The 14,079-nt window shown below is 42.0% G+C and carries 15 protein-coding genes; 5 read left to right on the top strand and 10 right to left on the bottom strand.

Features of this window, described 5'->3' with window-relative positions; genetic code table 11:
* Positions 1-31: 31 nt before the first annotated feature.
* The 6 genes from liaR to C9414_RS03500 all read right to left on the bottom strand — a co-directional run bounded on the left by liaR (position 32) and on the right by C9414_RS03500 (position 4,570).
* Positions 32-667 carry a two-component system response regulator LiaR gene (gene liaR / locus C9414_RS03525; protein WP_024423423.1) on the bottom strand — a complete coding sequence of 212 codons (636 nt, stop codon included), beginning with the start codon at positions 665-667 and terminating at the stop codon, positions 32-34.
* On the bottom strand, positions 664-1,728 hold the full coding sequence (liaS, locus tag C9414_RS03520) for a two-component system sensor histidine kinase LiaS (protein ID WP_107163078.1): 1,065 nt from the start codon (positions 1,726-1,728) through the stop codon (positions 664-666). Before liaS ends, liaR begins: the two co-directional genes overlap by 4 nt.
* Entirely contained in the window at positions 1,725-2,516 is a 792-nt protein-coding gene (gene liaF / locus C9414_RS03515) for a cell wall-active antibiotics response protein LiaF (RefSeq protein ID WP_181286098.1), read from the bottom strand. Before liaF ends, liaS begins: the two co-directional genes overlap by 4 nt.
* Before the next feature lie 3 nt (positions 2,517-2,519).
* On the bottom strand, positions 2,520-3,389 hold the full coding sequence (liaG, locus tag C9414_RS03510; protein WP_107163077.1) for a LiaG family protein: 870 nt from the start codon (positions 3,387-3,389) through the stop codon (positions 2,520-2,522).
* A 104-nt stretch (positions 3,390-3,493) separates the two neighbouring features.
* Positions 3,494-4,162, bottom strand: a complete 669-nt coding sequence (gene liaH / locus C9414_RS03505; RefSeq protein WP_024423427.1) for a stress responsive protein LiaH — start codon at positions 4,160-4,162, stop codon at positions 3,494-3,496.
* Between the two features lie 15 nt (positions 4,163-4,177).
* On the bottom strand, positions 4,178-4,570 hold the full coding sequence (locus C9414_RS03500; protein ID WP_107163076.1) for a hypothetical protein: 393 nt from the start codon (positions 4,568-4,570) through the stop codon (positions 4,178-4,180).
* Between the two features lie 225 nt (positions 4,571-4,795).
* Here C9414_RS03500 and C9414_RS03495 point away from each other — a divergent pair, with 225 nt between their 5' ends.
* The 4 genes from C9414_RS03495 to C9414_RS03480 all read left to right on the top strand — a co-directional run bounded on the left by C9414_RS03495 (position 4,796) and on the right by C9414_RS03480 (position 9,330).
* Entirely contained in the window at positions 4,796-5,590 is a 795-nt protein-coding gene (locus C9414_RS03495) for an AraC family transcriptional regulator (RefSeq protein WP_047202494.1), read from the top strand.
* 275 nt (positions 5,591-5,865) lie between these two features.
* On the top strand, positions 5,866-7,170 hold the full coding sequence (locus C9414_RS03490) for an NtaA/DmoA family FMN-dependent monooxygenase (RefSeq protein WP_107163075.1): 1,305 nt from the start codon (positions 5,866-5,868) through the stop codon (positions 7,168-7,170).
* Positions 7,171-7,211: 41 nt separating this feature from the next.
* Positions 7,212-8,198, top strand: a complete 987-nt coding sequence (locus C9414_RS03485) for an ABC transporter substrate-binding protein (protein WP_047202413.1) — start codon at positions 7,212-7,214, stop codon at positions 8,196-8,198.
* 82 nt (positions 8,199-8,280) lie between these two features.
* Positions 8,281-9,330 (top strand): NAD(P)/FAD-dependent oxidoreductase, encoded by a 1,050-nt coding sequence (locus tag C9414_RS03480; protein WP_107163074.1) that lies wholly within the window; start codon positions 8,281-8,283, stop codon positions 9,328-9,330.
* A 92-nt stretch (positions 9,331-9,422) separates the two neighbouring features.
* On the opposite strand, the gene C9414_RS03475 is transcribed toward C9414_RS03480, so the two are convergent.
* Positions 9,423-9,992, bottom strand: coding sequence for a cob(I)yrinic acid a,c-diamide adenosyltransferase (locus C9414_RS03475; protein ID WP_048237412.1), 570 nt, complete (start codon positions 9,990-9,992; stop codon positions 9,423-9,425).
* Positions 9,993-10,229: 237 nt separating this feature from the next.
* On the opposite strand from C9414_RS03475, the gene C9414_RS03470 reads away from it, so the two are divergent.
* Positions 10,230-10,535 (top strand): putative quinol monooxygenase, encoded by a 306-nt coding sequence (locus tag C9414_RS03470; RefSeq protein WP_368731615.1) that lies wholly within the window; start codon positions 10,230-10,232, stop codon positions 10,533-10,535.
* Positions 10,536-10,702: 167 nt separating this feature from the next.
* On the opposite strand, the gene C9414_RS03465 is transcribed toward C9414_RS03470, so the two are convergent.
* The 3 genes from C9414_RS03465 to C9414_RS03455 are packed head-to-tail and all read right to left on the bottom strand — an operon-like array spanning position 10,703 to position 13,960.
* Positions 10,703-11,989 carry a heme ABC transporter ATP-binding protein gene (locus C9414_RS03465; RefSeq protein WP_107163072.1) on the bottom strand — a complete coding sequence of 429 codons (1,287 nt, stop codon included), beginning with the start codon at positions 11,987-11,989 and terminating at the stop codon, positions 10,703-10,705.
* On the bottom strand, positions 11,986-13,044 hold the full coding sequence (locus C9414_RS03460; RefSeq protein ID WP_107163071.1) for a FecCD family ABC transporter permease: 1,059 nt from the start codon (positions 13,042-13,044) through the stop codon (positions 11,986-11,988). Before C9414_RS03460 ends, C9414_RS03465 begins: the two co-directional genes overlap by 4 nt.
* Positions 13,010-13,960, bottom strand: coding sequence for an ABC transporter substrate-binding protein (locus C9414_RS03455; protein WP_047202407.1), 951 nt, complete (start codon positions 13,958-13,960; stop codon positions 13,010-13,012). Before C9414_RS03455 ends, C9414_RS03460 begins: the two co-directional genes overlap by 35 nt.
* Between the last annotated feature and the right edge of the window lie 119 nt (positions 13,961-14,079).

Below are 14,079 nucleotides of genomic sequence, written 5' to 3'. Positions count from 1 at the left end.
TTCTAGCAGCTTTCACTTGAAAGCTGTTTTTTTATTGAATCAGCTTATGGCGGTGGGCATACACAGCCGCTTGCGTTCGATCTTCCACATCAAGTTTGGAAAGAATGTTGGTAATATGAGTCTTCACCGTTTTAATTGTAATAAATAATTCCTCGGCAATGACCTTATTCGATTTCCCATCCGCAATCAGCTTCAAGATCTCCATTTCTCTTGCTGTTAATGAATCGTGAAGGATAGACCCATTTGATGAATGACGGAGTTTATTCATGACCTTTCCAGCCACTTTCGATTCAAGTCTTGGTTCGCCGATACTTGCAGATCTGATAGCATCCGCAATTTCTCCTGCCTTGGATGTTTTTAATAAATAGCTTAAAGCACCCGCCTCAATCACAGGATAGACTTTATCATCGTCAATAAAGCTCGTCAGAACAATGATCTTCGCATCTTCAATTTCCTGACAAATTCTTTTCGTTGCTTCGATGCCATCCATCCCTTCCATGACAAGATCCATTAAAATCACATCTGGCTTTAATTCAACGGCTAGCTCTACACCTTTTTGTCCATCTGACGCTTCACCAATGACTTCAATATCAGCCTGCGCCTCTAAAAAGGCCGCAAGCCCCATTCTCACCATTTCGTGATCGTCGATTAAAAGCACTCGAATCATCGAACGTTCTCTCCTTTTCCTTCATCAAAAATGGGAACCTTCACATCAATTTGTGTGCCTTTCCCCTCAAATGACATAATCTCTGCGACACCGCCTACCTCACTTGTTCTTTCTCGAATCGATTCAAGTCCGTAGGAGGCCGTCTTCACATGGTCTGTTTGAAAGCCGATACCATTATCAATAATCTTTAGCTGCACTTGCCGATTTCTTATGAGCAGGCGCACTGTCACCTTTGTCGCCTTTGCATGCCTAAACACATTCGACAGTGCTTCTTGCACAATTCGGAAGAGGTGGTCCTCTACTCCTTTAGATAACGGAGCATCATCTTCGATTTCCCAATCAATATCAATCGGCTGCTTTGCTTGAAATTCATTTAGCAGCTCAATTAAGCCTTTTTTCAGGTCTTTTCCTTCTAGAGTGATCGGTCTTAGATGAAGCAGCAGAGCACGCATCTCATTTTGTGCATCGCCTGCCATTCGTTCGACAAGCTGCATTTGTTTTAATATCTTTTCGTCCTTTTCCTTCATGCCTTCAAGAATAGCTGAAGTCATCATCGAAATCGCAAATAACTGCTGACTGACCGCATCATGAAGCTCTCTTGCTAGTCGCTGGCGTTCTTCTGAGACGACCGATTTCTTCATTTGAACCTGCCATTCAGCCCGTTCATTCGAAAGCTTTTGCAAAGAGGCTACTTGCCCTTCCACCCGCTTCGCCATTACATTTAATTGATCGGCGGCTAAGCCAATTTCATCATCGCCAAGCGACGGCAGTCTGTATGCAAAGTTTCCATTTTCAAACTTCAAAATCGACTCTACAAGCTGATCGAGGCGCTTCTTATGCTGATAGCCAAATACACTCCCGGCAAAAATCCCAATCGCAAGACTAACGATGAGTAAAATACAAAAAAACGGTATGCCAAACCAGCGGGTAGAAAGCAGGATCATCGGATCAAGCTGATAATAAAAAAACATGGGCAGTGTCGTCATCGTCACAACGCCGAGCGCGATACCTACCGCAAGACGAACAGATTGCCACTGGATACCTAAATGCAATTTCCTCATAAGTATCTCACATCCACATCTCCGATCAGTAGAGAGATGGAGATTTTCACTTTTCGTTTGCTCTCATCGTAATCGTTGGTCATCACATACACTTTACTGCCGAATCCGCTTCGTTTTTCATCTATGATTTTCATATCACCAATCGCGGCGGAAGCACTCACACATACTTCAATATCCTGCGGTACGTAAATATCCACATCGCCGATCAGTCCGCTAATCACGATTGTGCTCTCTTCTTCTGCAATGATCGCCTTTGATAAATCGATTTTAACATCGCCAATAAAACCTGAAATCGTCAAATCACTTAATTGAAACGGCTTTTTCATCAGTCTGACTTCACCGATAAAAAAGTCATGCTCTTTGCGCGGCTTTGTCTGGCTTTTTATTTTCTTCTGATCGCCCTCTTTTTCAAGATTGACTTTCAGTGAAGGCTTCCCATCGTCTGATGTTTCCTTTTTATCGACATCAAAAACAGGTTTATTTTTCAATAAACGATAGCCGGCATAAATCAAAAAGGCCGCAAATAAGTAACCTGTTAAACTAAATGTAATATTGAGCAGAAATTTTAAGAAGAGAAAGCCGGCAAAAATATAGGAAACTGAACCGAGCCAACGTTTGGATCGTGAGTGCAGCCAATAACCCGCCAGCGCAAAAAACACAGGCCAAAACAAATCTGCTCCGATCCCAATAATTTTGAGAAATAAATTAATACCAAAAATCACAACAATGATGCCTAATATTTGATTCCTTGTAAAACGCAGTTGACTCGCCTCCTTCCTTTCTTTCATTCATTACCGCAGCTTGAGGTTACCACTTGTCATTTCAATATCGACTAAATGTGTCCCTTTTCCCCGCGTACCTGTAAAGCCTCGACCTTCATTCTCCACTTGATCAAAGTCATACGAGTGATCGACGCTTCCACTTGTTTTTTTCACCTGAACGTTGAAATCTCCGTCATCTGGCAAATTAAATTTCGCGCTCCCTGATGTCATCTGAAAGGAGACAGGTGACTCAATTGTATCAAAACTTGCCGTCATTCGGCCGCTTGTCATGCCCAATTGCAGTTTGCCTTTTACATCATTAATATCGGCACGCCCTGAAGTTGCCCCAATATCACTATCCTTCGCATCGATGTGCGATACTGCCATCCTGCCAGAGGTTGCTTTGATTTCTACATTTTTTGCTGAAAAATTCTCGGCTGTGAGGTTTCCACTCGTTGATTTGAGTATCACATCTTGAAGGGACAGCTTTCCTCCTCCGTCAATCTCACTGACGCCGCTTCCACCCGTAATCTTCACATTTTTATGATAATCTGTTGGAATTTTAACTAAAAGCTCTCCTTTTTCAAATTGAGTGAAAAACAAGAAGCTTTTATTTTCAGCACGAATTTTGAAGGTACCACCTGTTTGCTCCGCATACATTTTCCCTTTTCCATTGACAGCAGTCACGGAAATATCGGAACGATTTTCAGGTTTTACCTTCACGCGAAACCCAGAAAGAGAAATATCTAATTGATCAATCTCCTTTGTCTTTGCTGAAGCTGTTGTCACTGGTTTTTCACGGGAAAAACTTAAATGAAAGAGACCTTCATTTTTGAAAAGCATGCCAATCATTAAAAAGATACCTACAAGTATACAAATTAGACCGATTAATCGCTTCATTCATACCATCCCTTTATCTTCTGACCTTTTCATTATAAGGAAAAGCGAAACAGAAAGAAATCAAATATCGGAAGAAAAAGCCTGCTTTTCTTCCGATGTGATCTCTATACGTTTGCTTGCTGCTGTTCAGGCTTTTTCTCGAGCTTCAGCTTCTGCCATTCTTTTTCAACCTCATCGGCATAGTCTAAATGAGCATATGCCCCTTGATCCGCAAATTGTGCATAGCTGCCTGCTTTTGTTTCCATTTCTTCAATACGGTTCTCCATTCGAAGAAACTCTTTATATGCACTTTCACTGTCTACTTTATTGATGGAATCGTTCATATGCTGCTTTGCCTGTGCGGCATTGGCTCTTGCAATCAGTGCCTGTTTCTTGTCTTTTATATCACGCAGCTTCGTTTCTAAGTGCTGTAATTGCTCTTTCAGCTCTTTTAATTGTTTCACAGATTGCTGGTACGCTTCCTGATATTCGTTGTGCTTTTCTTCAAAATACTTCATTTCTGTGAGCGCTTTTCGTGCAAGCTCCTCTTCTCCCGCATGGTATGCAAGCTCCGCCTGCTTCTTTCGCTTTTCAGCAAATGCTTCCGTCTCTTCTGCTTTTCTCAGGAAGCCTTGCTGAATCGTTTGCTGTTTGATGATGGCATGTTTCGCTTTCGCAACATCATCCTCCATATCACGAACGTATTGATTCAGCATGACACGCGGATTCTCCAATTTATCTAACCCTTCATTGACAGTTGCAACAAACATATCTCTTACTCTTCTTAATACCATTTGATGTTCCTCCTTTTATTTTTTCTTTAAAAAGTCTTCCCATTCTTGATCAAATGACGTGTGAATCGGTTCCTCCGTATTGGGTGCCGTGTTTGGCTCCATATAGGCTCTGCTTGATGATTTTTTGGTAGATTCACCACTAATCATCGACCAGCCTAAATAAAGAAGTACCCCTGCAAATGCGATGCCGAGTAAAAACGGCAGGAATTGCACGACGATCAGTACACCAATGACTGCTAGAATGATCCCTGAGGTTTTACTGCCTTTTTCATATTTTTTAACACCTACATAGATGAGCCATGCCCCAATCAAAACCGGAATCAGTCCACCTAATGAACCACCAAAGAAGATGGATAAACCGACAAACAATAAAATTGAACCGATAATGGTTTTACTTGTTATTTTCATCTTCATGCCTCCTTTCTTGCTCCTTGCTTTAACTATAGTCAAAAAAGAAAGCCGGCAAAACGTGTCACAGATTGATCTTTGATTGCGACTAGAGTCGTAACAATGCTCAGACTGAACGGTTGAATCAAACAAAAAACACTCTTCGAAAAGAAGAGTGTTTTTAAACGTATGGTAGAATCACAGAATAAGTTGTATCTAAATCAAGTCAGAGGCAGGTGTCATACATTGATAAATAGAGATCAACTAGCTGACCTATTTGCTAGTTATTCTTTTCACATACAAGAAATCTACCGTTTAGTCATCCAGCCCCATAGTACATTAAGGGAGTTTAAGACAGAAAGTGCTGGCTTTCTTTTCAGTATTCGCGGGGAAGCTAGACTGAATGTCAATGGAAAAAGCTACAATTTGCAGCCAGGGTCCGTCATCCATGTAACACCAGGATGCCAGCTTGCCCTGCAGGTGATCAGTCAATCAGAATACGAGTATCATTCGCTTTTCTATCATTTGGATTGTGATAAGAAATCTGACTGTGACACTGTTTTCAAGCTGGAAACGGGAGCAAATCCGAGAATCATTGAAATACTCACCATGCTCCATCAGAATGTCCATACACCTGGCGGAATGGGGAAACTTCGAGTCAAAGAATTATTTTTACGCATCCTATATCAAATACTAATGGGCTGTAAGCAGGAAGAGAGCTCTCCTCATGAAAGGGTCATTGAGGAAGCCATCGCTTATATTAGAGGACAATATATGATTCCATTAACACTTCAGGATCTCGCTGAACTGTTCGATATGAACCCTAAAAGCTTCTCATACTTTTTCCATAAATATACCGGACTTCACCCAATTGACTATGTCATCCAGTATCGTATGGAAAGAGCGCTTGAAATACTAAAGGCAGGCAATATTTCGATTCGTGACGTTGCTATGACTGTCGGCTATCCCAATCCGCTATATTTTAGCAGACTATTTAAAAAGAAATTCGGAGTGCCGCCTAGCGCATATATCGCTAAATAAATCTGTCGTATTTCTTCTCAAAACGATAGACGCCAGCCTCATTCCTTAAAGGAATTCCACAGCTCTCTATGAAATAACCAGCCTAACTGCCTCAGAAATTGAAGTCGATCAAGATCATCTCTCTTCTGTCAGTCCAGATTAGATAATAATGCATATGATATTCGCTATTTGTGTATTCGCATTTCACGAGGTCCTTGCTATACTATTCAATGATAATGATTATCAATATCGATTATTACTGACTAATAATCAGCAACGACTGGGAGGCAGATGATGTGAACAAAAAAAAGCAGCTTTGTATCGGATTGTCCTTGTCAGCGACCTGGTTGAAGGGAAAAGGCTGGCAGCATCCGAGCAGCATGGTAGAACACTTATTTTCAACCAACTTTTACGTTGAGCTTGCAAAGAGAGCAGAGATGGCCAAGCTTGACTTTCTTTTTAAGCCGGATTCACTGACCCTCCACATAGAGTCATTGAATCACTCCCCTGGCTTTGGCGGTCTTGACCCAACCGTTCTGCTTTCTTCGATTGCTCATGAGACGGATCGAATCGGACTTGTTTCAACCGCCTCGACTACGTTCAATCCTCCCTATGTAGTGGCGAGACAGCTTCAGTCCTTGCACTCGATCAGCAATGGGCGTGCCGGCTGGAATATTGTCACTTCGATCGACGGGGCCGATAATTTTAGCCATTCACCCATGCCAACCTCAGAAGAACGGTATAAGAAGGCGATGGAATTTACGGATGTTGTACGCAAGCTTTGGGAGAGCTATCCAAATGAGGCGCTGCTCATCAATCGAACGACAGGACAGTTTGCTGACAAGGAGAGAATTTCTTCTATTCAACATGAGGGTCATTTCTTTCAAATTAAGGGGCCGCTTAATGTGCCGGCTCATCCGTCAGGAACTATTCCTTTGTTTCAGGCAGGTGCTTCGGAAACGGGTCGGGATTTTGCCGCTTCAACTGCAGATGCGATGTTTGCAGCAACCCCTGATATGGCCTCAGGCATTGAATTACGGAAAGACATGAGGAGAAGAGCATGCAAGCATGGCCGCCAGCCGGATGAGATCCGTGTGCTGCCTGGCTTGTACTTTTTTATAGGAAAAACACGTGATGAGGCGCATGAAATGTATCGAGAAGCTCATTCCCATTTAAGCACTGCACAAGGTTATGCAGCGATACAATCGATTCTAGGTCTCGATATTCGTCACCTTCCCTTAGATCAACCCGTTCCTGCCGATATGCTGCAAGGATTGGATGAGCAGGTACGCAGTCAGACTCATGCTGATTTGCTGCGCAGGTTAATTGTACAAACGCAGCCTACCGTAAGAGAACTACTCTCCAGACCAGAGGTCATTGGATCGGCACACTGGGTCATCGTGGGAACAGCTGAGGATGCACAGAGAGAAATAACCAGATGGTTTGAAGCAGGCGCTTTAGACGGTTTCATTGCTCTTCCGGGCTCATTACAATCACTAGAATTATTTTTTGATGAATTGGTCCCCTTACTCATCCAACATGGCTTATTTAGAAGTGAATATACAGGATCCACCTTACGTGAACATCTGGGGATGAAATAAAGCACGACTACAATAGACAGTTTGAGAGGAGTTTTGAAAAGATGAATAAGAAATTAATGATCATCGGCTTCATTTCCTTATTGATGCTGATCATGGCGGCATGCGGAGGAGGAGACAAGCCTAAGCAATCAACTACAGCCTCCGGAAGCAAAAATGCCGGAATTGAAAATTCAGGTGATGCTGCTACGAAAACAATAGAGTATCTTGGGAAAAAGTATACCATCCCGAAAAAAGCCGAAAAAATCGTCATTACTGGGGCAATGGAAGCGATGGAAGATGCCGTTGTACTTGATGTTCATCCGGCAGGGGCAATATCAGTAGGAGGAAAGTTTCCGAAAATATTTGCTTCAATCACAAGCGATTCCGAATCAATCGGTGAAAAACAGCAGCCAAATTTTGAGAAAATATTAAGTTTGAAACCTGACGTTATTTTAGGCTCCTCTAAATTTCAACAAGTCGTACTGAACAAGTTAGAGAAAATTGCGCCGACCATTCCAATCTCCCATATCGCGACAAATTGGGAAGCTAATTTAGAGCTAATGGCCGAATTAACAGGAAAACAAACGAAAGCAGACAAAATCCTCACTCAATACAAAACAGATGTCAAAGACGCAAAAGCTTCGTTAAAGGAAAAGCTCAAGGATAAAAAAGTAGCCATCATTCGCATTCGGGGAGCACAAGCCTTCGTATATCCAGAAGATGTGTATTTCAATCCTGTCTTGTATAACGAATTGGGTCTCGCCGTTCCTCAGCCGATTAGTTTGGCAAAGACACAAGAAGCAATCTCTGTCGAGCAGCTAGGGGAAATGAATCCGGATTATCTATTTGTACAATTTTCTACGGATGAAAATCAAGAGGCCAGGCAGGCATTTGATGACATGAAAAAGAATCCTGTTATTCGAAACATGACGGCCTTTAAAAAGGATCAGGTTTATATCAATGTGGTACATCCACTCCTTGAAGGAGGACCTGCTTATAGCCGCATCCAGTTTTTAGAAGCCTTGCAGCAGCAATTAGAAAATAAATGAGACTGCATGAATCAGCTATGAAATCATGACTATGGTCATTTTTAAAAATATATGAAGCAAAAGAAGTGGGGCGAATTGTACGATGCAGGATATGGAAGTATATGATGTAACCATTATTGGCGGCGGACCTGCTGGATTGTTTTCCGCCTTTTATAGTGGATTGCGTGAAATGAAAACGAAACTGATTGAATTCCAGCCTTTCCTTGGAGGAAAGGTTCATGTTTATCCAGAAAAGATGATCTGGGATATAGGAGGATTAACGCCAGTTCCAGGCTCGCAGCTGATTGAACAAATTGTTACTCAAGGACTGACCTTTGATCCAAAGGTCGTACTCGGAGAAAAGGTGACCTCTATTTCTCAAGACGAAACAGGTCAATTTGTTCTCCACACCGCGTCCAATCAAAAACATTACTCCAAAACCGTCATTTTAGCTGTTGGAGGAGGTATCCTCAAGCCGATTAAATTAGATATTGAGGGTGCAGAACGATTTGAGGTTCAAAATTTGCATTATACGGTCAAATCCCTTGCACGTTTTAAAGATAAAACCGTGTTGATCTCAGGAGGTGGTAATTCAGCCATTGACTGGGCGAATGAGCTGGAGCCGATTGCCAAGCAAGTGTATTTAACCTACCGGAAAGATGCTTTAAAAGGTCATGAATCCGAAATATCAAGACTTAATAACAGCTCTGTCGAATGTCTGCTTCATACCTCGATTGAAAAGCTCATCGCTGCAGACGATCATGAGCGGATTGAAACGGTTGTTCTCAAAAATAATCAGGACGATACTTTATTTAAGCTAGCCATAGATGAAGTCATTATCAATCATGGATACGAACGAGACAAAGAATTACTTGCGAATAGTATCATTAAACTAGAGCAGAAGGATTACTGGATTGCAGGAACTCCACTGAGTGAGACGTCAGTCCGGGGCATTTATGCAGCAGGCGATATTTTGCATCATGAAGGAAAATTACATTTGATTGCTGGGGCTTTCCAGGATGCTGCGAATGCAGTAAACCAAGCGAAGCAATACGTAATGCCTGATGCAAGCGCTCGTGGAATGGTTTCTTCGCACAATGACATATTTATTCAAAAAAACAAAGAGCTAATGAAGCATTTGTATACGAAATAAAGTGTTCATTGCACAAGCAAGACCTGGAATCCCTTTTGTGCTTATAGAACGAAGACGTTTTAGCACTCTTCTCATTCGAAGAGTGCTTTTTCTTATTTAGAACGAAACACGTCGGCACTTCGTTCATATTCAACATCAGCTTCACCAAGCCGATGATTCACGATTCGGGCGGCAGCAAATAAATAATCGGATAGACGGTTTACATATGTGAGCGCAACGGCTGGAATCTCCTCTTGTTTCGCAAGCGTCACAATATGCCGCTCTGCTCTTCTGACGACTGTCCGCGCCACATGTAAAAGAGCAGCACCTTCCTGACCGCCCGGTAAAATAAACTTGGTGAGCGGCGCAGCTTCTTCTACATAGACATCCATTCTTTCCTCAAGTACTGCCACAGAGGCTTCTGTTAATTTGCCTACTTTACGTGGTTTCACTGCTGCCAAATCACCGCCGCAGTCAAACAGCTCATGCTGTATAACGATCAGCTCTGACAAAAGGTCCTGAAACAATTCGCCATGCTGCCGTAATTTTGCATGCGCGAGTCCAATAAAGCTATTCGCCTCATCTAACGTACCATATGCCTCTACTCTCACATCATCTTTATCAGCTCTTCCTCCGATCAAGCCTGTTTGTCCCTGATCCCCGGTTTTCGTATAAAGTTTCAACGGTATTCCCCCCTTTTCTACTGCTTTGTCCTTTTAGTATAACCCGAACTAAATAGGATGTAGTTGTTTTACTAAAACATGGTGAATGAATGTCATCAATGAAATAGAAAAGTGAACCATCTGTCCATTATGAAGGCCAACCACCCCTTTTATTTCCTTATAAAATAATGATTGAAGATATAGTTTATAATGTCTAAAATGTGTCTAAGACAAAATGAAGGAGGATGGTATGAGTAAATTAGTTTATTTAACAAGTTTATGGTACAAGAAGGCGAAAAAGAAAAAATGGTTGATATTCTGTTAGAAGCAGCAGAATCAATGAAGAATTTGGATGAATGTGAAATATATCTTGTGAATATTTCCGAGAATGAACCAAGTTCTGTTTATGTTTATGAAGTGTGGGCAAATGAAGATGCCCATCAAGCGTCTCTAGGTCTTGAAGCTACCCAAACTTTAATAAGTCGTGCGAAACCAATTATTACTGGTATGGAAAGAATCAATACTTTAATAGCACAAGGCGGAAAGGGCATTTCATCTAACTAGAATTCAACCGTCTTAGATATAAAATTAGAACTGGCTGTCATTGTGGCAGCTTTTTTTCTTATTTAAAGCAGAGATTAAGAACAATTGTAAGGACTACACATATCTAAAATGTGTAGTCCTTACAATATCAACTGTTTTATTCAACTAACCTAAATATAACTGTACGTTCACTTTTGAATGACTTTCAACTTATGAAGAAGCCCATACACCTTTTGTCCTAATCTTTCGTTTAAAAGATCAACATCTTCCGTTTCTTGCGTATTGGGTGCAGCAATACAAAGATGATGGATTGGAATGCTTGTTTCTTGCTTTATGATGTGCATAAGCTGACCTATGAGCTGAACAGCTGCGCCGTCTGATAAAGATCGTTTCAGGATAAGCCAAATGGTCAACTCTTCTTGCTGAAGCATGCTGTAAAGGATCATATCGTCTTCGGCGTCTTCTGCGGCGTATTTCGCTAATCCTTTAGCTTGCTCGAAAAACAGCATATCTTCAGTTGGCTCTAACTGATGATGAAGCGTCTTCGTTCCCGTTCCAATCGACCTTTTCCAAAAGAACCCGCCGTTTTCCTTATGTGAGGTAAGAATGCGAAGAGGCTGATTAATGGAAAATATCATTCCTTCTGAGCCATATGTCCTCCAGCCATCCGCTATGTTTACAATTGATGCATTAGAAGAGACCGCAGGTTCAATCATCAACTGAGGGTTTGCCCTAATTGGATGCTGGAGCGGTGTCACATTTGTTTCATACACACGGTTGATTCGTTCGGTGGTCAAGACGTGATGGGGGAGTCCTAACATGTCAGTCTTTCCTTCATGAAGCAGCAGCAGCCGATCACAATATAAACTAGCAATGTTCACATCATGGAATACGCCAATGACCGTTAACCTAGAGGAAGTCGTTTCTTCTTTAATTAAATCAAGCAAATCTTTTTGATAGGCTAAGTCAAGGAAACTGGTTGGTTCATCCAGCAATAAATATTCAGGTTGCTGCGCCAATGCCTGTGCCAAATACACACGCTGCTGTTCTCCTCCGCTTAACTCATGGATGGGTTGATCCTTAAACTGTGCAACACCCGTTTGTTCCATTACTTTTCTGACGACCAGCACATCTTCTTGCGTGACAGATTGCAGCCACCCTTTTTGATATGGATAACGGCCGAATTGGACGGTTTCTTCCACCGTAAATGAAAAAGCTTGGTCCGTTTTCTGCGGTAGAACTGCCATCTTTTGCGCAAGCGCCTTTGGCTGATAGGATTGAACAAGGTGACCGCCGAGGCGCACTTCACCGCTCTCAGGTGCTAAAACTCCTGCCATCATTTTAAGCAGGGTTGTCTTACCGCTCCCGTTTGGGCCGAGTATACCGAGAAATTCTCCTTGCTTTACTTCAAGGCTAATGCCACGAATAATCTCTTTCTCACCATATCCACCTCTGATTTCCTTCACTTGAATCATACGTGCGTCCCCCCTCTATATTGACGAATGAGGATGATGCCAAATACAGGTGCACCAATTAACGCAGTAATGATGCCAATCGGTAATTCAGTCGGCTCAATGATGGTACGGGATAACATATCTGCTAATACGAGAAAGGAAGCACCGTTCAACATAGACAAAGGCAGCAGATGCCGATGATCCGTGATAGTTAAGAGGCGGATAAAATGTGGAATCACAAGTCCTACAAAACCGATTGTCCCTGATACGGCTACTGCACTTCCGGTCAGAATCGAGCCTGCCAGAAGCACAATATATTTGCTCCTTTTCACATGGACACCTAATAGCTTTGCCTTCTCCTCGCCATACGTCATGACATTTAAATCTCGCCCCATCAACATTAACGCAAAGGTCCCAATTAAAAAGAAAGGAAGAAAAAGCACAATATAACGCCAGCCTCTCATGGACACACTGCCAAGCAGCCAATGAATGATCTCTTTTAGATCATCACCTGTTAAAGCAATCATCAATGAAATGAGCGCACCCAAAAAAGAGCTGAAAATCACTCCTGTCAAAATTAAAGAAGAAATGCTCATCCCCCGATGAACAAGACGCGCAAAAAAGAGAACGAGACACAGGGTCACAAGCGCTGTTGTCATACTGAATAATGGCAGTGTGAAACTGCCAACAAGCGGGAGCTGCCAGCTAAAAAACAGGGTCGATACGGCTCCAACTGATGCCCCTTGAGATACCCCCAGCGTATAAGGGTCAGCGAGAGGATTTTTTAATAAACCTTGAAAAGCTGCACCAGATAACGCCAGTGCTGCTCCGACTAATGCCGCTAATATGACTCTTGGCAACCGAATGTTCATCATAATATTGCGATCGATGGAATCAATGGTTCCAAACTGTACTCCGAATAGTTCATGAACAATTATACGAAGAATAGAAGGAATGGGAATCCCTAAGCTTCCAAAGGAGATTCCCATTCCAATGCTCATCACAAGAAGTAAAGAGCTTAGTGTATATGCGATGATCAATTTATTTGAACGTGTCAGGATAGACGCTTTTCGCAAGAGCCTCGACTCCTTCAACCAATCGCGGTCCCGGTCTTGATGCGAGATCCGTATTCAATTGAAAGACTTGTTTTTCTTTCACTGCTTTCATTGCATTCCAGCCGTCTCTTTTTTTCAAATCAGCTAAGCTGGAACCATCAATTGTCACGATGACATCAGGATTTCGTTTGATGATCGATTCTTCTGTCATTTGCACCCAGCCAGTTTGATCGCCAGCAGCATTTTTGGCATGGATAACAGAAAGCATTTCATCCATAAATGTATTTTTACCAGTTGTATAGATTTCAGGAGCACCTGACACTTCGACAAAGACAGTTTTTTGTTTGTCTTTTGAAATCGCCTCTGCTTGTTTCTTGATGTCATTCAATTTTGTTTTCATCTCACCTACAAGCTTTGTTGATGCTTCTTTCACGCCAGCTGCTTCACCGATCATATGGATTGATTTGTACACATCCTTAAAGGAAGTTGCATCATTTACAGTCAGCACTTGGATCCCTGCATCTTCAAGCTGTTTAAATCCTTCTTTTGATCCCATTTGAGATGCATGTGCTAACACAAGATCTGGCTTTAAGGAAATGACCTTCTCGACATTAAATTTAAGTCCGCCAATCTTCTCTACCTTTTCGACTTCCTTTGGATAATTATCAAAGTCTGATCGTCCAACCATTTTATCTCCAAGACCGAGTGCATAAGCAACTTCCGTATTACTTGGAATTAACGAAACAATTCGTTTAGGCTGTTCTTTGATTTCGACTGTTTTGCCAGCTGCATCTTTAATCGATACTGGAAATGCCGCAGTGGCCGTTTCTTTATTTTGTGACCCTGTTGCTTTATGATCTGTCTCAGCGCCTGCACATCCTGCTAAAACACCCATCACAAGCAATAACGATAGCCAAATAGCTGTTAACTTTTTCATGAGTGAACCCCCTGGTTTATGTACTGCTTAACGAAATCTCTTTCGTCAATTCTTTTCTAATTTCGGGAATATTATACTACAGTGCAGATAGGTTGTATATGTGATTTCTAAAAGCGTCT

The organism is Bacillus sp. Nf3 (genome assembly GCF_003028545.1).
GTDB classification, from domain to species: Bacteria; Bacillota; Bacilli; order Bacillales; family Bacillaceae; genus Bacillus; species Bacillus safensis.
Note: the sequence above shows the minus strand (reverse complement) of the source record. Positions and strands in the feature narration are given on the sequence as shown.